The sequence below is a fragment of the Nitrobacter sp. TKz-YC01 genome, assembly GCF_047824785.1.
Classification (GTDB): Bacteria; Pseudomonadota; Alphaproteobacteria; order Rhizobiales; family Xanthobacteraceae; genus Nitrobacter.
In genome coordinates this window covers 1191680-1213317 of record NZ_CP181167.1, presented here as the reverse complement: position 1 = coordinate 1213317, position 21638 = coordinate 1191680, and the positions used below count along the sequence as shown (strand labels likewise).

Here is a 21638-nt window from a genome sequence, read left to right as displayed (position 1 = left end):
CAAAAGCTAACATTGCCTTTCATCACCCAACAATCTTGCGGAGAGCGCTAGTAGAGTCGCAATCGTCACAATACGAAGCTGCCATAGCAAGAAGAGGGTATCGCGCACCCCGTTTGAGTGCCCCATCGCCAGCTCCTTTCCTCCAATCTCGTATACGCCCGTAGAATTCGCTGCCAGCGACAGGAAAACCATCTCTGGCCATGATGATATAGTGAGGTGGTACAATTTCGTCACGAACATTACTGTTTCAGCAGAACGCTTGCCCGCTAACTCTCTGATATCGCTACGGCCAGGAAAATAAGGCTCTTCTCCCTCCCTCTCCGCCATCCAGCGCCAGAAATCATTATAAATCAGCATGTTACGAATCAGGCAGCTTGCCGTCCCATACGTCAGCCATATTCGGTTCGTGACGTGAAAAGAGCCGAATCGAGCTTCTTGCGACGATCAAAGAGATATTGTCCGTGCCCCGGCGCTTAAAGCCTTGGCGGTGAGGTCACGGACGGATCAAAATGTTCGGGTCAATGTCGGTGCATACCGGCGTTCGTGTTCTGTCTTCTGAACGATGCGTGGCGAGTATTGATGGATCAGGCGCGTGAATAACCTTCGATTCAGTCTCTTTCTCTTATTCCTCATGCAGTTCTGTTGTGCCGCCGCGATCGCAGACGATGCCACCGACATCAGAACGCGCTTGCAGCAATGGACAGCCAGCTTCAACGGCCGGGACAAAGTCGGGTCTTGCGACCTGTTCTCGAAATCGCTGATTTCTGATGTCCGAGGCCAAGGTGAAACGAACTATGAGATGAGATGTGCAATAATCAGCAAAGTACTCGATGACCCGCAAAGATCGTTTCACTATAGCTTCGACATCAAGGATGTCATCGTTGATAAATCCATCGCCGTTGTCCGGCTGGACTGGACCTTGAGAATATCTCCCGGAGACGCGGTCAGCACAGAAACCGGCTTGGACGTCTTTCGCAAAGAGAGCGACGGACAGTGGCGCATCATCCGGTACATGGCCTACAGCGCCGAATAGTCACGAACACGACGGCGATCTGACCCCACATGACGCGACTGGCGGACACAGCGCACGACCTTCCCTGCACATTGCAATGCTGCGAAGAAGGGCAAAGACTGCGGCGGTTTCAATTGTGTGATTGACGCTTCGCGTAGCACAGCGTAGGCCGTCGAAAAAATACTTGCGCGACGCGGCGCGCGATCGTCACCCTTCCCAGGGGTTGACCACGACAACGCCCGTGCCCTCGAAATCCCGGACATTGCGCGTTGCCACGGTCAAGCCGTGGACAAGCGCGGTCGCGGCGATCAGCGCGTCGACCTCGTTGCGCCGGTCGGGAATATGCAGATGCGCGCAGCGCGTCGCAATCTGGTCGTCGACGGGCAGAATGCGTCCGGCGAACTCCGGTCGGACATGATTGTCCAGCCAGGCGCGCAGGCGCGCGCCCTGCGCAGCGTCGCGACGCTGGATGGCGAGCACGCCGCGTTCCAGCTCAAGGATGGTGATGGCCGAGATGAAGAAGCTCTCGGCGTCCTCGGCGTCAACCCATGCGGCGACCTTGGCATCGGCCTTGCCGTCGCCGATCTTGCGCAGCTCGGAGACGACGTTGGTGTCGAGCAGATAACTCAAGACAGATCGATCCCGCGCGGTGCGATTTCGACCCGCGGTGGATCAAAGTCGATATCCGACAGGCCCGGCATGGCGAGCGCTTGCGTCAAACTGCGGCGCTTGCCGCTGAGGCGGCAGAACTCGTCATAGGTCATCAGCACATGAGAGGGCTTGCCCCGGTCGGTGATGACGACCGGGCCGTCCTGCGCGGCCTTCTTGGCGCTGCTGACGTCATGGTTCAGCTCGCGGCTGGAAAGAGTGGTGATGGTCACGGCGCACCTCCATGTAGGTAAGTACGTACGTACATAAGCGATAAGCGAGATGGCGGCAAAATGCAAGGTTTAGCCTGCCCCGTCACAACCCCAGTCCCCGCTTGCGGCCGAACGACCAGTCGATGCCGCTGTCGGCGCGGGCACCCCCCGGAAATGTGTTGCCCGATATGTTTCTCAATCGAAGGCGTTCAGGGCACGAGGTTGAAGCCGAGCCCATCGTCAATCATGGCAAAGCGGCCGGAGGCGAGCGCGAAGCGCTGCCGGTACGGGATAGCCCAGGCGCGATAGCGCCCCCTCCCCGTCATCTCGCGCACGCAGAGATCGCGGATCAAATTGAGCGCTACGCGTGACGTAATCTCGGCGAATTTCGCAATCTTGATGCTGGGCTCAGCTCAGTCTTCGAAAGCCGTCAACATCTGTCGATGAACAATTCCTGGCGTCCCGCTCCTGCCAGCTTCCTGTTGGGCTTGAGACCTGTATGCTAACTGGTATTGCCCAGCGGTAATTTGCTGCGGGTACGATTTTTGCGAGGTCCAATGCCTGTCGAAGCCACCAAGGCTGCCGTCACGCGCGATCCCGTACTCATCGACCTTGCGCTGCAAGGCGGAGGCTCGCATGGCGCCTTCACCTGGGGCGTGCTCGATCGGCTGCTCGAGGAGCCCTGGCTGCAGATTGACGGCATTTCCGGAACCTCGGCCGGCGCCATGAATGCCGCCGTCCTGGCCGACGGCTACACAAAAGGTGGGGCCGACGGAGCAAGAATTGGACTCGAGACGTTCTGGCGCCGGGTCTCCGAGGCGGCGCGCTTCAGCCCGTTCCAGCGCGGACCGCTCGATGTGATGCTCGGCCGCTGGACGTTGGACTCGTCGCCCATGTACGTGGCTATGGATCTCATGTCTCGCCTCGTGTCTCCCTATCAGATGAATCCGAGGGGAAAAATCCGCTACGTGAGATTCTAGCCAATCTGGTCGACTTCAAGCGGCTGGCAACATCGCCGATCAAGCTGTTCATCACCGCCACCAATGTGCGGACCGGCCGCGGTCATGTGTTCAGGAACGACGCTCTCACGCCGGAGGTTCTGCTCGCGTCGGCCTGCCTGCCTGCCGACGATGTTTCAGGCTATCGAGATCGATAACGAACTCTACTGGGACGGCGGCTATTCGGGCAATCCGACGATCACGCCCCTGGTCCGTGAGTGCAATTCGCAGGACACCATTCTGGTGACCATCAATCCGGTCGAGCGCAAGAAACCGCCGCGATCGGCTGCCGAGATCCTGAACAGGCTGAATGAGGTTTCGTTCAACGCCGTCCTGCTCAAAGAACTGCGCATGATGGCCTTGCTCCGGCAGGTCGCCGATCCGGGCGGCGCCGAGGGAGCAAAATGGGCAGGCATGCGAATCCACCGGATCGGGAGTGAGATGCTGACCGAACTCGGTGCGTCTTCGAAGCTCAACGCCGAGTGGGCTTTCTTTACTCTCCTGCACGCGGAGGGGCGAAGGTCGGCGCAGGCCTTCCTGGAGGCACATGTCATGGATCTAGGGAAACGCTCCACCCTCAATATCGACGATCTGTTGCGGCAGATCTGACCCATGGGACTGCTTGGAATTCTCGTCGCCCTCGGGCTCCTGATCTGGCTGGCGTATCGCGGCTGGAGCGTGCTCCTGCTCGCTCCAGCCGCCGCCGTCGCTGCGGCCGGACTGGCAGGCGAACCGCTGCTCGCCCACTGGACGCAAACGTTCATGGGCAGTGCCGCACGCTTCATCATGCAGTTCTTTCCGATTTTTCTGCTCGGCGCGCTGTTCGGCAAATTGATGGAGGACAGCGGCTCGGTGTCGGCCATCGCCAGGTTCATGACCGCGCGTTTCGGTCCGCAACGCTCGGTCCTTGCGGTCGTTCTCGCCGGCGCGCTGGTTACCTACGGTGGCGTCAGCCTGTTTGTCGCCTTCTTCGTACTCGCTCCGATGGCGCATGAGTTGTTTCGGGCGGCACAGATTCCGAAACGGCTGATGCCGGCGGCGATCGCTCTCGGCACCTCCACGTTCACGATGTCGGCGCTGCCGGGAACGCCGGCAATTCAGAATGCAATCCCGATGCCGTTCTTCGGCACCACGCCGTTTGCGGCGCCGGGCCTCGGAATTCTGGCCTCGGCCATCATACTGGGCTTCGGCCTGTGGTGGCTGTCCCGCGCCGAGGCCAAGGCCCACCGTAACGGCGAAGGCTATGGAACGCAGGGAGCCGCGGCCTCGGACGCAGCAAGCGATCCCATAGTTCGCGAGCGCGCCACGACCTCGGGCGCGTTCGACCCGGCCGAGATATTTCATGGCGATCAAAGCAAGGACGACCCTCCCATCGGTGTCGCCATGCTGCCGCTCGCGGTCGTCTTTGGCGTCAACCTGCTGATGTCGCTGTTCGTGTTGCCTCGCCTCGACGCGTCCTGGCTCGCCCAAGAAGCCTGGGGTTCGACCTCGTTGGCAGCCGTTGGCGGCGTGTGGGCCGTGGCGACCGCGCTTGCAGCCGCGATCGTCGTGCTCATCGCCGTCAACTATCGACGCCTGCCTACACTGCGCGCATCGATGGATGCCGGCGTTAATGCTTCCGCCTTGCCGGTGTTGAGCGTCGCGAGCCTCGTCGGCTTCGGCTCGGTTATCGCAGCGCTGCCCGCATTCGAATTGGTACGGAGCTGGGTGCTGGAAATCGAGGGCGGTCCCCTTGTATCACTTGCCGTGGCGACGAACGTACTCGCCTCCCTCACGGGTTCGGCCTCCGGCGGCCTCACGATCGCGCTCGACGCGCTCGGTGAAGCCTACATGCGGATCGCCGCCCAGCAGGGCATCGATCCGGCGCTGATGCATCGTGTTGCGGTGATCGGCGCGGGCACACTCGATAGCCTGCCGCACAACGGTGCCGTCGTGACGCTGCTTGCGGTCTGCGGATCCACCCATGGCGAAAGTTATCTTGATATCGTCGTCGTCAGTATCGTCGGCGCACTGATAGCGCTGGCAGCGGTCATCGTACTCGGTTCGACACTGGGATCGTTCTGAGACAACGGCGATTTAAAGAGCCACAAGCGCTCGAAAGTAAGCAGCCATCGGCTGCGAGGGGAAAATGGTGGGGCCCACGATGCGTCCAACGCGTTCATCCCTCCGGCAGAGGCATGCGACAAGGATCACCCGGACCTCAAAGATCCGGAACGACCTATTCGTCACCGATAGCCGTCCTTTGCCGCTCGCTCGGAACGCAACGTCGAACGTCATGATTGCTTTCCCCTTCCGGCCCTCGGCGTCACCGCCATGCCAAGGAACACGGTCATGGCCTGATTGAGCCTCACCATGTCCTCATCATCGAGCCGCCCGACCTGTGCACCCAGCTTCGCCTTGGGAACGGTGGTAATCTTGTCCACCATCAGACGGCAGGCGGAGCGTAGGCCGTTGCGCTCGTTCGGCTCCACCACCAGACGAAACAGCGGCGCGTCGGTCGGATCGGTGGTGAAGGCGCAAATGGTGATGGAGTCGGTCGCGTCGAAACTGTCATCCTGCACGATGACGGCGGGGCGTGCTTTGCTCGCATAGTCCTTGCCGCCGGAAACGGTCCAGACCTCGCCGCGCCTCACTCGTCGTCCCAATCCGAAACAGCGTCGATGAAGGCTTGATCCTCATGCGCGTGGGCGCTGGCGGCAACTGCCTGCGACTGGCGACGGGCCTGCTCCCGGAAAGAGGGCGAGCGCACGTCCGGCACCCAAATCTGGATCGGCCGCAATCCCTGCGCTCGCAGCCGCTCACGATGCTCCCGCACCTTCACGCGCACTGTCTTGGGCTTCGATTCTGCTGCCATGATCGACCTCCACATTAATAGTTACATGTAACTTATCATAGGACGATCCCGAACGCCAGACCTTTGGGCCCCGAGGCTCAAAATGGTGCTGGATTCGGGCAGGCGAAGCGCGGCGGGCGGTGGCAGGAAATTGGCAAATTGCACCGTGCATCAAGCAATTGAAATCACGGGGCAATCGGACATAGTGCAACGTGCGCCGCCAAGCCGCACGGTGTGAAAACGGCTTGTAACCTATTGAAAAACATCCGTCCGAGCACCGCGCAATGTGCGCCCGGCCAAAAACGAACACGGTCAAGCACCTCGAAGAACGGTATGCGCAGGCATATCCTCGGTTTGATTGCTTTCGCGCATCAAGTGGACGAGGCGTATGCGTCCAAGCTGTAGCCGCAGATTCTCCGCGCTCTCTTTGCCGCGGTTCGCCACAATCTCGTAAGATACCTTGGCGCCCTCTGCCAGGCCGGTGAACCCGGCCTTCTCCACGGCTGAGATATGGACAAACACATCCTTACCGCCGGTTTCCGGCTGGATGAAGCCATAGCCTTTCTGCTGGTTAAACCACTTCACAGTTCCTGTAGCCACGTTGGTCGTCGCCAAAACGTTGAAACGCGAATACAACCCTAAGCAGTGGCGAGGGGCAAGGCACAATCCTGCCGGTGGTGAGCCGGCGGAGGCGTCCTCTTCGCAAGGAAGCGCCGATCTTAGGAATCGATCTTCATAGTTTTGGCGTGAATTTCACGTAGATTCAGTGAAAGTTATCTATTTTCATGAGATGTTTCCGTTAGACAGACTTTTCATAGACTGGCATCGAAATTCATGGAACCTGGGCAACGGAAGCCATTTTCAGAAGCTGTCGTCGCTTTTCACGGTCGCCCGTTGCCGGAAGCAGCCATTCCGGTCGGTTATGCCGCCTTGATCGACGCCTTCGAGCTGGCTGCCCCGGCGCCCATCCGCTTGGCCGCAATCGGTCCCCGACACAAAGTTTATGAGGCCGATGGCTGGAAGCTCTATACGCCGCGTCACCGGCCCGATGCCAATCTCGGTGGCCATCTGACTTTCGCGCTGCGTTATGAAGGACTCGATCTCGCCGTTCTGAAGAGGCTGTTCCATGCCACGGGGCCAGAGCCGATCGTGACTCTTGTCCGCGCAGCGCCAACAGGCGCCTACGCACGGCGGATCTGGTTCTTGTACGAATGGCTGCTCGATGTCCGGCTCGACCTGCCTGATGCAACGCAGGGGAGCTACGCTCTTGTCGTTGACCCTGGGCAGCAATGGGCTATCGACGGGACGACATCATCGCGCCATCGCGTGAAGAACAACCTGCCCGGCACGCCCGCCTATTGCCCGCTGATCTTTCGCACGCCTCTATTGGAACAACTCGTCGCCCGCAATCTCAGCGATGAAGCACGACGTCTTGTGGCCGAAATACCCGCCGACCTCCTCGCCCGCACCGCGGCCTTTTTACTGCTCAAGGATTCGCGATCAAGCTTCCAGATCGAGGGCGAGGATCCACCCCAGGACCGCATTCAGCGCTGGGGGCATGTCATTGGCGAAGCAGGCCGACGCCCGATCAACCGCGCCGAACTGGAACGCTTGCAGCGCATCGTCATCGGAGATGCGCGTTTCGTCCATCTCGGATTGAGAGAGCAAGGCGGGTTTGTCGGTGAACACGATCGACTGGACGGCACACCCATTCCCGATCACATCAGCGCGCGCCACCAAGACCTAGCTGCGTTGATCGATGGCCTGACGGCTTTCGATCGCGGGGCCGCGCAAAGCCTCAACGCGGTTCTTGCCGCGGCCGTTCTCGCATTCGGCTTCGTTTACATTCATCCGTTCGAGGACGGTAACGGCCGTCTCCACCGTTACCTCATCCATCATGTCCTGGCTGAGCAAGGCTTTAACCCACCTGGTCTTGTTTTCCCAGTATCGGCCGTCATCCTCGATCGGATCGACGATTACCGCCGCGCGCTGGAAAGCTATTCGCGCCGACTGCTGCCGCTCATTCGCTGGCGCCCGACCGACCGGGGAAATGTCGAGGTCCTAAACGAGACGGCCGACTTCTATCGCTATTTCGACGCGACGCCCCATGCGGAGCTTCTGTTCGAATGTGTCGCACGCACCATCGATGTCGATCTGCCTGCCGAGACCGCGTTCCTCAGGAGCTACGACAGCTTCAAGACGCAGGTAAAGCGGATGATCGACATGCCGGACCGGATCCTCGACCTCCTATATCGTTTCCTGCGGCAGAACGGAGGCAAGCTGTCGAAGCGTGCGTGCGAAAAGGAATTCGCGGCCTTGACCGATGACGAGGCAGCGGAGATCGAGGCAATCTACGCGGACCTTTAATGCTTAGGCTTGCGTTTACGCCGAAGTTCGAAGCTTGACTGAAGTAATTACAACTGCAAATCAAAGGCTCTGCGCGGCGAAATGAAGACTCGAATTCCAAGGATATCCTAGCGCGGTTTGCAGACTGAGACGTTGCTGCTGGAGCGAACACGGACATGCAAACGTTGGGGTATCAGACCGATCTTCTTGCTCCGGCACCATTACGCTAGACGATGAAGAAGGCAGAATCCCATGGACTTTTGTTTCGATCGGACTCGGCAGCGTTTGAGCCGTCGCGGCGCATCTCTTCATCGGATTCACGGGGCATCATCACAGGCAATCCGGCGTGGTCCGAAGACGCCATCCGGCGTCCGGCCACAGGCAAGACAACGTGCGTCCCGTCGTCCTCGGTCTGCACCAGTCCTCATCCGCTCGCGCGGAGCTCCATTGTTCAAAAGGCCGTCGCCGCCATGACGTGCGGTTGCAATACCTCGTGTTGCACACTGTTCATCGATACGCTCCCAGCAGCTTGCGGTCCTTCACCGCCGCGCGTGCGGCAACATCCTGTTCGCTCAAAGCCGTATCGCCGACATAGAAGGTGCCGCCGATCCACATCGCATGCATAATCACCGCCAGCTTGCGCGCCACCGCGACGCAGGCCTTGCGATGACACGACCGCTTGGCGATCTGCTGGCCCCAGGTCTTGACCTTGTCCTTGCGCTTAAACCGCGTCAGCAGCGCCGACGCCGCCTCATAGAGCGCGCGTCGCACATCCGGATCGCCGGCCTTGCTGATCCGGCCCTGCACGTCGATCGACGTGCCGGACTGCCAGCGTCGCGACGTCAATCCGAGCTAGGCCGCAACATCGCGCGAACGGCGGAACCGTGACGGATCGTCGATCGCCGTCATGAAGCTCAGCGCCGTTACCGGACCGACGCCGGGAATCTGCATAAAGCGCCGGCACAACTCGTTGCAGGCGACAAACCGCACCACCAGATCGTGCAGCCGGCAATACTGCTTCCACAGCATCGCCCGTGCCGTCAGCATCGCATCCATCAGCTCCGCGGTAAGCGCATCCTGCGCCACCGCCTCGCGCACGGCCTGATCGAAGGTGCCGCGCGAGGTGCCGCCGAGCTTGATGCCGAACGCCTCCAGCGAATGCCGGATGGTGTTTTCCAGATCGAGGAATTTGGCTTTGAGGTTACGCCGCTGTGTCAATAACAGCCGCATCCGGTAGCAGTTCTCGCTCTTGATATGCGCCTGCCGGAACCAGCCAGTGCGCATGATATGCGCAATGCTCAGCGCATCCGCTTTGTCGGTCTTGTTGCGCTGCGCCGACAGCGCCGCGCGCGCATGCTGGGTTTCCAGGCACACCACCGGCAGGCCAGGTTTGAGCGTCTCCGGATGCAGCCACGGCGACAGCGAACCCGCCTCGTGACCGGCCCGCCGCAACCGCCCGAGATAAGGCTTGAGCGCATCGCGGATCGCCACCGGATCGCTCACCGCCGAGGTCTCCAAATGCATCGCGCCCTTGTCGTTGACCACGCAAATCGCTGTTTCGTCCATCGCAACGTCCAGGCCACAAAAGAATTCCATCAAACGCCTCCCATGTGTTGCCGCAGCAGACGTTCTAGCCGCCGTCGCTACGCCAATCGGCTGCGCGCCAGCCGACAGTCCGGCGTCAGACCGATTACGGGAGGCATTCTCCAGAATGGCCGCGCAGGACACCTTTCCGCGCAGCTCATCGATGTCCTTCTTCTCCATGACCCTATGCCGAACCGCCATGCCGGCGACGTCCAGCCCTTTCCTCGGTTGGCTTCGCTTTTTCCCGCCATGCGCGGGACCGAGCCGAACAGCCGCGAAGCCTGCCGGGGGCAAGGGCACGATGACAAGCCGTCGGAATTACCGGGGCATCACCATGGCGCAGCCTCCCTTGCGCCCGGCCGGGCGCAAGCGGCAGCAGCACAACCGCCGACGCGGTCCCGCAGGGAGACACCCATCTCGTCTGAGCGCCGATGAGCCCCTACATTGGGCCTATGTGCAACAATCATCCTCCCTCCGGCATTCACTGGGAGCAAGGCTCACTGGCCACGGACAGTAGGCGGACCTGCGCACCCCGTCGGTATCGGCGGGGTGGTGCAGGACAAGTTCGCTTGAACCTTTGTAACGGTTCCAGCGTCTCATCCTGTGCTGGGGGATTGCAAAGCCCAGTGCGTAAGCCAGCGCCGCCCGGCGAACATATTCCGCCGCGCGGCGTTGTCCTTTTTGGTGACTAAGAAAAACGAAAACCCACCGGCGCGTAAGTGCCGCCGGCGGGTTCGCAAGGGGCAAGGGGGATTGCAAAGGCTTGCCCGAGTTAGTTCGTGCGTGGCGCATCGGGCCAAAATTGGGCGATCACATGATCAGTTCTGTACAGGATACCGTCAGAGGCCGATAAAATCTGCGTCCTATTTTCAGGCGCGACTCAAGTGTTTCCTTCCTTGCACATTTTCGCTAAATTCAAGCTGCTTTTTTCCAGTAGCGTAGCACCTTTATTTGAGCCTTCGTCGCGAACGGATGCGGCGCTCGCATTGATCTGGACAGAACGTTCAGTGAAATCACAATTTAAGGTGTCTTTTGCATGATCCACACATTGTCTCGCCGAGACGCACCAAGTCTGATCTTCCCGCGAGGAGGTCCCAATAAACCCAAGGAAAGACGTCGTTCGAAAGCGCTAACGCTCCGGTTAAAGAAGAGGCCGGAATGCGGGTGGTTTTTGATCGCCATGATCGCTTTGATCGCCATCGATGGCCTGCTCGGGGCTGGGGCTTGGTACGCCGTCGGTTACATCGTCAAATGATGGGTCGAAAGCGCTGGATCTAGGACTTGTCTGAACAAGGAGGTAGGCGGCCTGGCTCAGGACCAGACACGCAGCTATAGTGACAATCCCACTTCCGGCTCCAAAACCGTACATACGGAGAACGGCGGCGGAAACGAGAGCAATCAGCAATGCGATGGGCACCAGGACCAGGACTTTAAAGCGCAAGCCCGCAACTGCTCCAATCAAGGCGCTAGCAACTAGCAAAATAAGGGCTATATCCATGCTGATGCCATTGTGATCATTGACTTAAGGACTAATTATAGACTCCATGTTCATTAACGTTTGGTGCTATTATAGCGGCTGGCAATGTGCCGATTTGTTTTTCATGTTCCTGGACCGCGCTTGAACTGATCACGGCCTGCGCCTTCTGATAAAGCTCAAGTTTCGCCATTCCGAGAAGGAATCTAACCATCTCTAAATCCAGGCGCTGGGCTGCGTCCCAGGCGTCATCTATCAATTGTTCAAGTGCTTCATATTGCCGGAGTGCTGACATTGATCCTGCCGATCTGAGAGAGCATTTGATATAAACGGGTGGCGAAGTCCGCTGCATCGCAGACGCGGTTGCGAAGAAGATAACCGACGCAAGCATCTAATCGACGCAAGTTGCCTGTTAATATAGTCCGCGAGCCGCCGGCGTATTACGGCGCGGGAGAGACGGCGGAGCAAGTACGCAAATCCGTACCTTGACCTATCGAATCAGATTTTGTCTGAGCGCAATCGCGACCGTCTGGGCGCGGTTCGTGGCGTTCAGTTTGGCGCGAAGTTGACGTGCAATCTTATCGACGAAGTGTTCTGAAACCTTCAAAATGACGCCTATCTCCCAGTCACTTTTTCCTTCCGCCATCCACTGTAGGGCATCCATTTCTCACGAGGTCAGATTCACTGAGGCCGGCTTATACTCTTCGCGTTGGCTCACGAGAGAGTGTCGTCTAGCGCTTGTTCCGACATTGCCGCTCCGCCGTCCCGTCATCGCGGAAATAGGTGCACGGATTCTGTTCAGAGGGTTCAATGGCATTGATTGGAAGGTTGTTCCAGCAACGCAAGTCTGCAAGGACGACGAGACAGCCTTCCCCGGATATGAAAACCAAAACCATTACTGCGCGGTGTTGAATCAATATAATATAGTCGCGGAAATTACGATAAATCTACACAATCACTACTTTCTGCCTCTTCGTCAATTCCGCCATACTCGCCTATGGCCTCCGGTGTGCCGGCCAACACCGTACCGACCGAAGAAAGCCTGCGCCTTGAAGACGAAAGGGCTTTTTTGTGGAAGCTTCCATTCGGCGAATTTCGGAAATGGATCGTGCGGTGACCCAAATCGTTCTTGGTGCCGCCTGAGAGCCGATCCGGGAAGTTCTTGAGTCTGATGAATCGGATGTGATTCCTTATTGGGCGCGTGATTTGCGAAGGAGCGCCCGATGGGGACACCTGAACAGCGCCGCGCCGCCGACCGCAGCGGCCTGCGTTATCCAAGCGACCTCACCGACGCCGAATGGTCGATCGTGGAGCCGATGATCCCGCCTGCCAGACACGGCGGTCGCAAGCGCTCGGTCAATGTACGCGAAGTGCTCAACGGCACCTTCTACATCTTGTGGACCGTAAGCGACAAGGAGATCTCATCTATAGCACGTCCTGTGATTGATGAATCGATTGTGATGTGACGTTTGGGCTCTGTGCTCGCATCGAACGCCACCTGGTTGAGGCGCGGCTGCCTGCCGGAAAGACCTTCGACAACTTCGACTTCGAGGCCGTGCCGATGATCTCCAAGGCACAGGTGACCGCACTTGCCGCCGGCGATGGCTGGTTGGGCAAGGGCGCCAATCTGCTCCTGTTCGGCCCGCCCGGCGGCGGCAAGAGCCACTTGGCGGCAGCGATCGGCCTCGCCCTCATTGAGAACGGATGGCGCGTCCTGTTCACCCGCACCACCGATCTCGTGCAAAAGCTCCAGGTGGCGCGACGTGAGCTCAACCTCGAGGCGGCCATCAGTCGTCTCGATCGCTTCGATCTCATGATCCTTGACGATCTCGCTTATGTCACCAAGGATCAGGCCGAGACCAGCGTGCTGTTCGAACTCATCAGCGCACGCTACGAGCGACGCTCGATGCTGATCACGGCCAATCAGGGTCACGCAGACAAGGTCCGGATTGTCGCCGAGATCGCGACGAGCGGAGACACGGTCTGTGCTGTGGCTCGCCGCCATGGATTATCACCGTGCCGTTTCTGCGCCGCCTCGATCAGGCGACTCGCAACCGAGGGGGCGATCGTGGAGGCTTGTTCCGTTAGAGGCGGTGCGCCGATCGCGGCAGTTCTCACGAGCTCGTCGTCAAGCGAGGCGTGGAAGACCGATCGCCCCGGATCGCCCTGCCGTCCGGCCCGACCGCGCAGCTGTTCGTCCATTCCGTCGATGATCGTGATAGGTGGTGCCGATCACCAGCAGCCCGCCTGCGGCAATCACCTTGGCGCGTGTTGCGACATCGGCGTGTTCCCCGCCAAGTCGGATATCCGTGCCCCGGCTAGCCTGGCCCGTGAAACTTTTAAACCAGCTTGAACCTTTAGTGCGCTGCAAAAACTAACTTACTGGTGCAGTAGGTTACCGCCGATTGAAGGAATAACGGGCATGTCCCCAGAACAGCGTCTTGCCACGATAAGCCTTCGCACAAAAAACTTGGCGACAGAATTGCAGCAACTGAACCTTCTGCGGACCAAGCTCCGTAGGCAGAATCTGGTAGTCAAACGAACTAGGGCCGCTAAAATTAAGGAACCAGCGATGTCACGATCAAGATTGCGGCGGGTTCCGCATTGCCGTCGGCGCTGGCTCTGTTAGAAGTAATTGCGGTCGGTGCAATGTTCAGGCCTGAACTAGCCGATGAGAATCAGACGCTAAAGCGGTGCTGACAGCTCCGTTTAATTCGGTGAAAGCGTCGTCGTTCGCGCAGCGAAGCGGCAATAGAGATCAGCGGACCCGGGCCGGTGCCCCAAACACCTTCGTCCGCGGCGGAACGTTGCGGTTGACTAACGAGTTTGCACCAATCACGGCCTGGTCGCCGATCTCGACGCCCATCTGGACGATCGTATTCGGTCCAAGATAAACGCCGCTTCCAATCTTGGTCGACGCGTAATCCACCGGCTCAACACCCAGCGACACCGAGCGCCTTACTGTATGATGGGTATAAATCTGAACCCCCGCAGATATCGAACACCAGTCTCCAATCTCGAGGCCTCCACCGGATCCGTCCAGAATACATCCAGGACCAATCCAGGTGTGCCGGCCTACCCGCACATCCCCCAGCACGAGCACGTTATCATACATGGTGGTGCCTTCACCGAACCCATACATCGCGGCGTTGTCGGCACGCTCCGTCAATAGATCGCCCATGGAAACGCGGCGATTGAATCGATCCTTCTTCCGGCGCGCCAGCGCGTTAAGGAACTGTCGGATAATCACCAGCCATGCATCCGTATCACCGGGCGCTGGAAAGCGTGTGCCGTTTGACATGTCCTATGAGTTCCAGGCAAACAGGGGATGAATCAGGTAGCAATTTTCCGCGACACCATGCCGTGGTCGTCAACCAGGACGCAACGTGTTCGAGCCATGGAGCGATCTTCGCATGATCAATACGCTTCTGCCGCGAACTTTCACCAGTTTTAACTAGTATGACCAGCAAATATTCGTCACGCCGAAACTTGAATATCCTCGGATATCAATAACGATATAGTTAAACTAAGGGTGCCGCCTGTGTGGAAATTGCGCGCAACCTCAGAACAAAAGAAGGACGTCAAACTTATGGACGGCGTCCGTATATACGCGATTGGAGATATTCACGGGCGCGCTGATCTCCTCGAGAAATTACTATTCCAGATCGAAGTAGACGATAACCGGCATCCGTCAGATCGGTCGCTAATAGTCTTTCTGGGTGACTACATCGATCGCGGACCAGACTCCCGAAAGGTTCTTGATATCCTTGTGGAATGCTCCACTTCCCGTGAAGCCGTGTTTCTGAAGGGCAATCATGAATCCTTCGTTCCCCGCTTCCTTCATGACCCCTCGTCGCTCAAGGATTGGCGGCTTTTCGGCGGCCTAGAAACGCTGGTATCCTACGGATTGACGCCGTCAATCAATCCAAGTGCCCACGAGCAGAACCTTCTGGCGACCGAGCTAATTAGATCCATGCCCGCACAGCATCTCAATTTCCTCGAAACGCTTGATCTGTCGTTCTGCTGCGGCGACTTCTGTTTTGTCCATGCCGGAATCCGTCCTGGAATTCCGTTAGCCAAGCAGCGGGAGGAAGATCTCCTATGGATACGCGATGATTTTCTTTCCTGGGATAAGCCATTTGAGAAATTCATCGTGCACGGCCACACACCGGTCCGCGCGCCCGACATACGTTCGAATCGAGCGAATATTGATACGGGCGCCTTTGCGACAGGACGTCTCACCTGTCTTGCGATTGAGGGTTCAAGCATCGTCCCCCTTATCGATTTACAGAGCTGGCGACACCACGACGACACACGGGCGTTGTCAAAGTCCCCATCCGGTTTTTGAACATTCATTGCAAGCCTGATAGAGCGCATACTCTCTTGCCAACGGTGCTAGCGGTTAAACCGTTTGATGGATACTCAAAACGGCGCTCAAGCCTATCGCTCCTTAAAGGCTCTCTTCGCTTGTTCTCTCAGCGGCTCAATAAGATAGGCTAAGGCGGTCCGGCTGGGCGTTTGTATGAAAACATCAACCGGCATACCTGGCACTAACTTCGCGCCGCCCAACCTTGTAACCTGATCCGGCTTGAGCGACACGCGCACCGTATAATGGCTCGCTCCGGTACGCGGATCCTGCGTTAGATCGGCCGATACCAGAGTGACGTTGCCCTCGATCTCGGGTGTGGTCCGCTGGTTAAGAGCCGCAAACCGGATGAACGTTGACTGACCGACATAGACTTGTTCGATGTCGCGCGGTGAAATTTTGACCTCGACCGCCAAAACGTCGTTGTCGGGTACAATCAGCATGATCTGCTCACCAGGCGCGACAACCCCACCGATCGTATGTACCATCAGTTGATGAACCCGGCCGTTCTGCGGAGCGCGAATATCGATGCGATTAAGCTGATCAACCGCGGCAGTCTTGCGCTCGGAAAGCTCGGAAATCTTCGAACGAGCCTCGATCAGATCCTTGCCGACCTCTGTCCGCAAATCTTGGTCGATCTGAATGGTTTGAAGTTCAATCTCGGATATCTTGCCCTTCGCCTGTGCGATCATTCCGGCCAACTGGCTGCGCTCGCCCTCAAGACGCGCCGTGTCGCGCTCCAAAGCGGTCAGTCGGGTAATCGGCACAAGCTTCTTCTGCCAAAGCTCCCGGACCCCCTCTAGTTCCTCATGGATGAAACCAACTTCCTTCCGCTTGGCCTCGAACTGTCCGATATAGCCTGTGATCTCATCGCGCAATTGGGCGCCACGCTCTTTCAACTGCGCCTTTTGTCCCTCTCGAGCCAGTCGGCGAAGATCAAACAAACTTCGTTCAGCCGCAATCGCACGCGCCGCCTCCGATTGAATGTCTTTCGCGCGATCAAGCAGGGCGCTCGGGAAAATCACCTGCTCAGCACCCTCCCGCTCGGCTTCTAAACGAGCCTGGCGCGCGAGCAATTCATCATAGCTCTTCGTGATAATGGTCGCGTTTGCGAGAGTCTGGGTCTGGTCGAGACGCACCAGAATGTCTCCGGCCTTGACCTGATCGCCATCCCTTACACGCAGTTCGCTGACGACGCCGCCGGTCAGATGCTGTACTTTCTTGACACTCGAATCGACGATAATGGAGCCTTGACCGATGACAGCTCCCGACAACTCAGCCGTGGACGCCCAACCACCGATACCTAAAACCACCACGGCCATGACTATTATCCCGGTGACGATATAGCGCTGGATCGAATGTAGCGCGGAGGTATGGGATACAATCATCGAGCATCTCCAACGACCTTTAGCGGCGGCGCATTCGCTCGAAGTACTTTGTGAAGAACGTCCTCCTTCTTACCCAACGACTGGATCCTCCCTCCAGCGAGAACCGCGACATGTTCTACACCATCCAATGCCTTTGGACGATGCGCGATCACCACCACGATACCGCCACGACGCCGCACGTTCAAGATAGCTTCGGTAAGCGCCTCCTCGCCCTCAGCATCCAGATTCGATGTCGGCTCGTCGAGCACAACAAGAAACGGATTGCCGTAGAACGCCCGGGCAAGCCCGATGCGCTGCCGCTCACCGGCCGAAAGCGCCATCCCACCCTCACCGATCTTTGTCCCATACCCATTCGGAAACGAGACAATTAGATCGTGTACTCCGGCGGAACGGGAGGCTTCCAGCACCGCATCCGGAGTTGCGTGAGGATCGAAACGCGCAATGTTGACAGCAATGGTGCCATCGAACAACTCTACATCCTGCGGTAGATACCCGATATGTCGACCGAGGGCCTCCGACGACCACTGCCCAAGTGCGGCATTATCCAGACTGATCTGGCCGCGAAGTTGCGGCCAAATGCCAACAAGCGCCCTTGCAAGCGTGGACTTTCCTGATCCGCTCGGCCCGATAATCCCCAACCCCTCGCCCTTCGACAACTTGAACGAGACATCGTTGACGATAGACTTCTCGCCGGCTGGCGCAGATACGTGCACGTTTTGAACCGTCACGCTCTGAACTGGCGCGGGAAGCGCAAGGCGCTCCTCCTCCCTCGGCAGCAATGTAAGCAGATCGTCCAGCCGGCGAGCTGATTGTCGAGCGCTGACAAAGCCCTTCCAGTTGGCAATTACCACCTCCACGGGTGCCAATGCGCGAGACGTGAGAATTGAGCCCGCAATGATTATGCCCGCCGTCGACTCTTGATATATGACGAGATAGGCGCCAACGGCCAAAACCGACGACTGAAGAATTGCACGAAAAACTTTCGACGTTCCCCCGAGGCCACTTGCCACATCGCTCGCGGCCTCCTGCGCGACAAGATACTTCTGGTTGACCTCGCGCCAACGTAGCGCTGCCAGCCGCCGCATACCCATGGCATGCAAAACTTCGGCGTTGCGTCGCCCCTCGGACGCGAGTGCATTACGCATCACGGCAAATTGCGCAAACGCCTTGGCCGGAGCCTGCGTTCGCGCTTCGGTCAGGATTGTGATGACAATCAGGATCAATGCGCCAACAAGGGCTGCTACCCCAATCCAGAAGTGAAACATAAAACAGATGCCAATATAAATCGGCATCCACGGAAGATCGAAAAGCGCCGATGGCCCGCCGCTCGAAAGAAAGCTGCGAACTTGATCAAGATCGCGAAGAGACTGCAGGCCGTCACCGTCACCCCGAGTCTTCAATGGCAGCCGGACAACTGCATCAAACACCCTAAGGCCAAGCGTTTCGTCAAGATGGCGGCCGATACGAACGCTGATGCGGCTACGGATGAGATCAAGCACTCCCTGAAACGCATAAAGCACCACCGCCAACGTCAATAAAGCGATCAGCGTTGGAATGCTGCGGCTGGGCAGAACCCGATCATATATCTGCAGCATGAAAAATGATCCGGTGAGCATCAGAATATTGCTCACGCCGCTGAATGCCGCCAAACCCCAGAATACTTGGCGGCACGATCTCAGAAATCCGGAGATCTCGGATTTTGAAGTGACGTATTCGTCACCCGCTCGCGAGCGGCCCGAGAAAACTTTCTTGCGAGCGCCTTCGGCGATGCCTTCCAACGCGACGCGCGCGCGTCCGGCTGGAAACAACGATCGTACACGTTCGTTCAGTGCAGACAAAGCCCCCGCAAAAACCGAGGCGAAATCGACTGCGGTCTTCGCAGGCAGGGGCATTTGCCCCGGCCTTCCCGAGTTAGTCATGATCGTCCCCCAATTCATATCGCCGTTAGATGACCCCGGTAGATTTATCACCTACCCATCTCACGGCCTGCACAAACCTACACGACGTGGAAATCCGACTTATCGATCGCGCGCCCTTGCTCCCTTGGATAGCCGATCATTTCTATGGGATATGCAGGTGTTTCCGATAGCAGGATTTTCAGGTGATGCTGTCGGAGACAAGAACGACTGATGCCGATTGAGGTGGAAGTTAGCGCATCCCGACGCCGCCAAAGCGGCGCCGGGACGTGGGGGCTCTACGAGCCCGTCGCTTACGCGAAGTGAAAGTCATAATGACTAAGACCGCTCAGCGTGGCATTCTTCAGTGTTAGCGAGTCGTTCCCAGTAGAAATGACAACGTCTTGACCCACTTGGCTCGCGTGGGAAATCATATCCGCAAAGTCGGTAAACACGTTTTTGCTGAACTCAATTTTATCTTGTCTCCATCCGACTGAGTAGTTCGCCTCAAAATCTTTGATGGTATCATTGCCAAAATTTTCGGCGAACACAAACGTGTCAGTTCCCCCATTTCCGATGAACATGTCATCGCCTGACGTGCTTTTTAGAATATCGGAGCCGTTTGTGCCGGTAATTACGCTCCCCGAACTGGCGACAACTTCTCCACTGTTATCGACCTGCTTTGCGGAGAACGAATTTACTGCATTCGGCGACGAATATGTGGAAAAACTCCACGACCCGCCACTATCAGATGTCACGCTTCCGATCGCTTTTTCGCCATCGAAGATCTTGATCTGACTGTAAGCGTCAGCAGTCCCCTTTATCACGACTGACTTGGACCAAGTATGGTTCGCATCCGTGAGATTGACGTAAGTCGTTGAGGCGCCTGGCGCGTCGAGCACGGTAATACCCTTCGCCACGGAAAGCCCACTGACGTTACCGGCGGCGTCGACCGCGCTGGAGGTAAAACTGTGTTTTCCGTCGGCGAGAGGTCCAGTATCAAAGCTCCAAGTACCATCGGCCTTGGTTGTTGCGGTGCCGATCTGCTTGCCTGCATCAAATACCTTGATGGTGCTATTCGCTTCGGCCGTTCCTTTCAAAAGAAAGTCATCGACCGTCGTCGTCCCGCTGACGGCTTTGCCTTTGTCCGTAAAGACACCCAGTGTCGGCGCACCAGGCGCTTGGGTATCGATGGTCACCGAAAGAGTAGAAGACGCCGGCCCGGTTTTGCCCTGAGCATCGGTTACCTTGGCCGTCAGATTGTGCGCGCCATCAACGAGCGTAGCCGTTGTGAAGCTCCAGGCGCCCTTGCTATCAGAAATCGTGACGCCGATATACTTCGCGCCATCATAGAACTTGACGGTGCTGTTGGCAGCCGCCGTTCCCTTCAAGGTCAAAGTATTGTCGTTGGTAATGAAGTCACCAACTTTGCCACTGTCATGCGAGAACGATGCGATCGTCGGGGCGTTCGGGGACGACGGAGCGGTCGGCTCACTTGGCGTCAATGGCGGAGTAATCGTGACGGAAAGCGCTGTCGACGCCGCACCGGTGTTACCTGCTGCGTCGGTCGCCTTGGCGGTAAAGTTATGGCCGCCATTTGAGAGCGACTTGGTTGTAAAAGTCCATGCACCAGAATTGTTGGCTGTGGCGGTGCCAATCTGGGTGGAACCATCGAACACCTTCACGGTGCTGTTAGCCTCCGCCGTTCCGTTCAACTTGGCGATTTGAGTGCTTGCAAGCGTTGCCGCCGAGGTCGACATGGTGATCGTGGGCGCCGCAGGCGCGACGGTATCGATCGTCACTGATTGCACTGCCGAAGCCTTGCTCGTGACGCCCGAACTTGTGGCGGTCACCGTGAACTTGTGCGCACCATCTGAAAGCACCGCGCTGTTGAACGACCAGGTACCGTCCTTGGTCGCCGAAACCGTACCAATCTGCTTTGTACCGTCAAACACCTTCACGATACTATTGGCGACCGCCTTGCCCTTGAGAGTGATCGTGTTGTCGTTGGTAATCCCGTCGCCCGCGATGCCGCTATCGTCGGAGAACGAATCGATTGTAGGCGCTCCAATCGCTGGAGTGCTACTCCCACCAACCACCGGAAAGGGCGGCGGAATAAGAGCACCCGGAACGAGCTCCCCGTTCACGATCGTTGCGTAACGCACATTCTCCCAATGGGTAATGTGTATATCCGCATTCACCTCCTGAAAAAGAAGGGGATCATGCATGAATGGTCCCACAAAATACACGTCCTTGAGCGAGACCGAGATATCCTTGTCATCCGCGTTGATGCGCAAACCGAATGGGCCGCCTTGAAAGACCACGTTATCGAACGTAAAAGTCCCGTTATAGTCATCGGCAATGAACATCCCGGCGGTAGCATTGCTGTTGTGGGATACGATGGTTGTGTTGGTGATAGTGACATTCCCGGTGCTGCCCGGAGAATAAGCCTGGATCCCATCCGCGTGATCGCCCGCGTTTCCCTTCGTCTCAATGTACGAATTGTTGATGACGATGTCGCCGCTACCCCCGATACGAACACCCTCGGCTGAACTAATACGGACTCCGTCGAGAGTGAATGAGCCACGACCGACCACGGACGCAGTATGGCCAGTATCGGTGATGCTCGTGTTCGAAAGTACCCCACCGTTTGCCAGAGTGACAGAACGAGAATTAGTAGCCCCGCTGAATATAGAGTCATTCCAACTGAGAGGAATGGCTGCCATCTGATTTTCTCCGAATAGCTTCGCTAGTTTCCCCATGGCACGCGCCCATTCAGTTCCCTGGGCAACGACACCAAACTAAATGCGCCCATCAGCGCAGCGTTGCCGTCTAGTTAACGGTAAGGGCTTTTCTGGGACGATATGGTGGCCCACTCAAGG

Annotated in this window: 16 protein-coding genes and 7 pseudogenes; 7 read left to right on the top strand and 16 right to left on the bottom strand. The window is 57.8% G+C overall.

What is annotated here, in order from left to right:
• Positions 1 to 6: 6 nt before the first annotated feature.
• Positions 7 to 357: a hypothetical protein gene (locus ACMYR2_RS05780; protein ID WP_347265393.1), complete on the bottom strand. Its 351-nt coding sequence runs from the start codon at positions 355 to 357 to the stop codon at positions 7 to 9.
• A 235-nt stretch (positions 358 to 592) separates the two neighbouring features.
• On the opposite strand from ACMYR2_RS05780, the gene ACMYR2_RS05775 reads away from it, so the two are divergent.
• Positions 593 to 1033 carry a hypothetical protein gene (locus ACMYR2_RS05775; RefSeq protein ID WP_347265394.1) on the top strand — a complete coding sequence of 147 codons (441 nt, stop codon included), beginning with the start codon at positions 593 to 595 and terminating at the stop codon, positions 1031 to 1033.
• 186 nt (positions 1034 to 1219) lie between these two features.
• Here ACMYR2_RS05775 and ACMYR2_RS05770 read toward each other — a convergent pair whose 3' ends face one another.
• The 3 genes and pseudogenes from ACMYR2_RS05770 to ACMYR2_RS05760 all read right to left on the bottom strand — a co-directional run.
• Positions 1220 to 1642 carry a type II toxin-antitoxin system VapC family toxin gene (locus ACMYR2_RS05770; protein WP_347265395.1) on the bottom strand — a complete coding sequence of 141 codons (423 nt, stop codon included), beginning with the start codon at positions 1640 to 1642 and terminating at the stop codon, positions 1220 to 1222.
• Positions 1639 to 1893, bottom strand: coding sequence for a type II toxin-antitoxin system Phd/YefM family antitoxin (locus ACMYR2_RS05765; RefSeq protein ID WP_347265396.1), 255 nt, complete (start codon positions 1891 to 1893; stop codon positions 1639 to 1641). The genes ACMYR2_RS05770 and ACMYR2_RS05765 overlap by 4 nt, the downstream gene beginning before the upstream one ends.
• A gap of 82 nt (positions 1894 to 1975) precedes the next feature.
• Positions 1976 to 2234, bottom strand: a pseudogene (locus ACMYR2_RS05760) (DUF3363 domain-containing protein); the annotation flags it as partial.
• A 195-nt stretch (positions 2235 to 2429) separates the two neighbouring features.
• On the opposite strand from ACMYR2_RS05760, the pseudogene ACMYR2_RS05755 reads away from it, so the two are divergent.
• Both ACMYR2_RS05755 and ACMYR2_RS05750 read left to right on the top strand, forming a co-directional pair.
• A pseudogene (locus ACMYR2_RS05755) lies at positions 2430 to 3479 on the top strand (patatin-like phospholipase family protein).
• 3 nt (positions 3480 to 3482) lie between these two features.
• The gene (locus ACMYR2_RS05750) at positions 3483 to 4934 is read left to right on the top strand and encodes a GntP family permease (protein WP_416193842.1); all 1452 of its coding nucleotides are present in this window, start codon (positions 3483 to 3485) and stop codon (positions 4932 to 4934) included.
• A gap of 305 nt (positions 4935 to 5239) precedes the next feature.
• Here ACMYR2_RS05750 and ACMYR2_RS05745 read toward each other — a convergent pair.
• The 3 genes and pseudogenes from ACMYR2_RS05745 to ACMYR2_RS05735 form a co-directional block, all read right to left on the bottom strand.
• Positions 5240 to 5503, bottom strand: a pseudogene (locus ACMYR2_RS05745) (type II toxin-antitoxin system PemK/MazF family toxin); the annotation flags it as partial.
• The gene (locus ACMYR2_RS05740) at positions 5500 to 5724 is read right to left on the bottom strand and encodes an antitoxin MazE family protein (protein WP_347265427.1); all 225 of its coding nucleotides are present in this window, start codon (positions 5722 to 5724) and stop codon (positions 5500 to 5502) included. The gene ACMYR2_RS05740 and the pseudogene ACMYR2_RS05745, both read right to left, overlap by 4 nt.
• Positions 5725 to 6105: 381 nt before the next feature.
• Positions 6106 to 6303, bottom strand: a pseudogene (locus ACMYR2_RS05735) (cold-shock protein); the annotation flags it as partial.
• A 234-nt stretch (positions 6304 to 6537) separates the two neighbouring features.
• Here ACMYR2_RS05735 and ACMYR2_RS05730 point away from each other — a divergent pair.
• Positions 6538 to 8070 carry a Fic family protein gene (locus tag ACMYR2_RS05730; RefSeq protein WP_416193841.1) on the top strand — a complete coding sequence of 511 codons (1533 nt, stop codon included), beginning with the start codon at positions 6538 to 6540 and terminating at the stop codon, positions 8068 to 8070.
• Positions 8071 to 8275: 205 nt separating this feature from the next.
• Here the strand turns inward: ACMYR2_RS05730 and ACMYR2_RS05725 are convergent, their stop codons facing one another.
• The 4 genes and pseudogenes from ACMYR2_RS05725 to ACMYR2_RS05710 all read right to left on the bottom strand — a co-directional run bounded on the left by ACMYR2_RS05725 (position 8276) and on the right by ACMYR2_RS05710 (position 11771).
• Entirely contained in the window at positions 8276 to 8467 is a 192-nt protein-coding gene (locus tag ACMYR2_RS05725) for a hypothetical protein (protein ID WP_416193840.1), read from the bottom strand.
• 89 nt (positions 8468 to 8556) lie between these two features.
• Positions 8557 to 9645 (bottom strand): annotated as a pseudogene (locus tag ACMYR2_RS05720) (IS110 family transposase).
• Positions 9646 to 11162: 1517 nt separating this feature from the next.
• A complete protein-coding gene (locus tag ACMYR2_RS05715) occupies positions 11163 to 11402 on the bottom strand; it encodes a hypothetical protein (protein WP_347264747.1) in 240 nt (79 codons plus the stop codon).
• A 195-nt stretch (positions 11403 to 11597) separates the two neighbouring features.
• The gene (locus ACMYR2_RS05710; RefSeq protein WP_347264748.1) at positions 11598 to 11771 is read right to left on the bottom strand and encodes a helix-turn-helix transcriptional regulator; all 174 of its coding nucleotides are present in this window, start codon (positions 11769 to 11771) and stop codon (positions 11598 to 11600) included.
• Positions 11772 to 12330: 559 nt separating this feature from the next.
• Between ACMYR2_RS05710 and ACMYR2_RS05705 the strand changes: the two are divergent.
• Together ACMYR2_RS05705 and ACMYR2_RS05700 are read left to right on the top strand one after the other, a co-directional pair.
• Positions 12331 to 12510, top strand: a pseudogene (locus ACMYR2_RS05705) (transposase); the annotation flags it as partial.
• Positions 12511 to 12590: 80 nt separating this feature from the next.
• Positions 12591 to 13034, top strand: a pseudogene (locus ACMYR2_RS05700) (ATP-binding protein); the annotation flags it as partial.
• Positions 13035 to 13036: 2 nt separating this feature from the next.
• On the opposite strand, the gene ACMYR2_RS05695 reads toward ACMYR2_RS05700, so the two are convergent.
• Positions 13037 to 13309, bottom strand: coding sequence for a hypothetical protein (locus ACMYR2_RS05695; protein ID WP_416194065.1), 273 nt, complete (start codon positions 13307 to 13309; stop codon positions 13037 to 13039).
• A 556-nt stretch (positions 13310 to 13865) separates the two neighbouring features.
• Positions 13866 to 14408, bottom strand: coding sequence for an acyltransferase (locus ACMYR2_RS05690; RefSeq protein ID WP_347264749.1), 543 nt, complete (start codon positions 14406 to 14408; stop codon positions 13866 to 13868).
• Between the two features lie 288 nt (positions 14409 to 14696).
• Between ACMYR2_RS05690 and ACMYR2_RS05685 the strand changes: the two genes are divergently transcribed.
• On the top strand, positions 14697 to 15455 hold the full coding sequence (locus ACMYR2_RS05685; protein ID WP_347264750.1) for a metallophosphoesterase family protein: 759 nt from the start codon (positions 14697 to 14699) through the stop codon (positions 15453 to 15455).
• A gap of 92 nt (positions 15456 to 15547) precedes the next feature.
• Here ACMYR2_RS05685 and ACMYR2_RS05680 read toward each other — a convergent pair whose 3' ends face one another.
• The 3 genes from ACMYR2_RS05680 to ACMYR2_RS05670 all read right to left on the bottom strand — a co-directional run bounded on the left by ACMYR2_RS05680 (position 15548) and on the right by ACMYR2_RS05670 (position 21482).
• Positions 15548 to 16861, bottom strand: a complete 1314-nt coding sequence (locus ACMYR2_RS05680; protein WP_347264751.1) for an HlyD family type I secretion periplasmic adaptor subunit — start codon at positions 16859 to 16861, stop codon at positions 15548 to 15550.
• Complete coding sequence (locus ACMYR2_RS05675; RefSeq protein WP_347264753.1) at positions 16858 to 18753, bottom strand: type I secretion system permease/ATPase; 1896 nt, start codon at positions 18751 to 18753, stop codon at positions 16858 to 16860. The genes ACMYR2_RS05680 and ACMYR2_RS05675 overlap by 4 nt, the downstream gene beginning before the upstream one ends.
• 317 nt (positions 18754 to 19070) lie before the next feature.
• The gene (locus ACMYR2_RS05670; RefSeq protein ID WP_416193839.1) at positions 19071 to 21482 is read right to left on the bottom strand and encodes an Ig-like domain-containing protein; all 2412 of its coding nucleotides are present in this window, start codon (positions 21480 to 21482) and stop codon (positions 19071 to 19073) included.
• Positions 21483 to 21638 lie beyond the last annotated feature (156 nt).

Excerpts from the sequence above, each read along its gene's own strand:
- ACMYR2_RS05710 (WP_347264748.1), bottom strand. The coding sequence starts at position 11,771 with ATGGATGCCCTACAGTGGATGGCGGAAGGAAAAAGTGACTGGGAGATA.
- ACMYR2_RS05670 (WP_416193839.1), bottom strand. The coding sequence starts at position 21,482 with ATGGCAGCCATTCCTCTCAGTTGGAATGACTCTATATTCAGCGGGGCT.
- ACMYR2_RS05780 (WP_347265393.1), bottom strand. The coding sequence starts at position 357 with ATGCTGATTTATAATGATTTCTGGCGCTGGATGGCGGAGAGGGAGGGA.
- ACMYR2_RS05730 (WP_416193841.1), top strand. The coding sequence starts at position 6,538 with ATGGAACCTGGGCAACGGAAGCCATTTTCAGAAGCTGTCGTCGCTTTT.
- ACMYR2_RS05685 (WP_347264750.1), top strand. The coding sequence starts at position 14,697 with ATGGACGGCGTCCGTATATACGCGATTGGAGATATTCACGGGCGCGCT.
- ACMYR2_RS05740 (WP_347265427.1), bottom strand. The coding sequence starts at position 5,724 with ATGGCAGCAGAATCGAAGCCCAAGACAGTGCGCGTGAAGGTGCGGGAG.
- ACMYR2_RS05715 (WP_347264747.1), bottom strand. The coding sequence starts at position 11,402 with ATGTCAGCACTCCGGCAATATGAAGCACTTGAACAATTGATAGATGAC.
- ACMYR2_RS05690 (WP_347264749.1), bottom strand. The coding sequence starts at position 14,408 with ATGTCAAACGGCACACGCTTTCCAGCGCCCGGTGATACGGATGCATGG.
- ACMYR2_RS05675 (WP_347264753.1), bottom strand. The coding sequence starts at position 18,753 with ATGCCCCTGCCTGCGAAGACCGCAGTCGATTTCGCCTCGGTTTTTGCG.
- ACMYR2_RS05680 (WP_347264751.1), bottom strand. The coding sequence starts at position 16,861 with ATGATTGTATCCCATACCTCCGCGCTACATTCGATCCAGCGCTATATC.
- ACMYR2_RS05695 (WP_416194065.1), bottom strand. The coding sequence starts at position 13,309 with ATGGACGAACAGCTGCGCGGTCGGGCCGGACGGCAGGGCGATCCGGGG.
- ACMYR2_RS05750 (WP_416193842.1), top strand. The coding sequence starts at position 3,483 with ATGGGACTGCTTGGAATTCTCGTCGCCCTCGGGCTCCTGATCTGGCTG.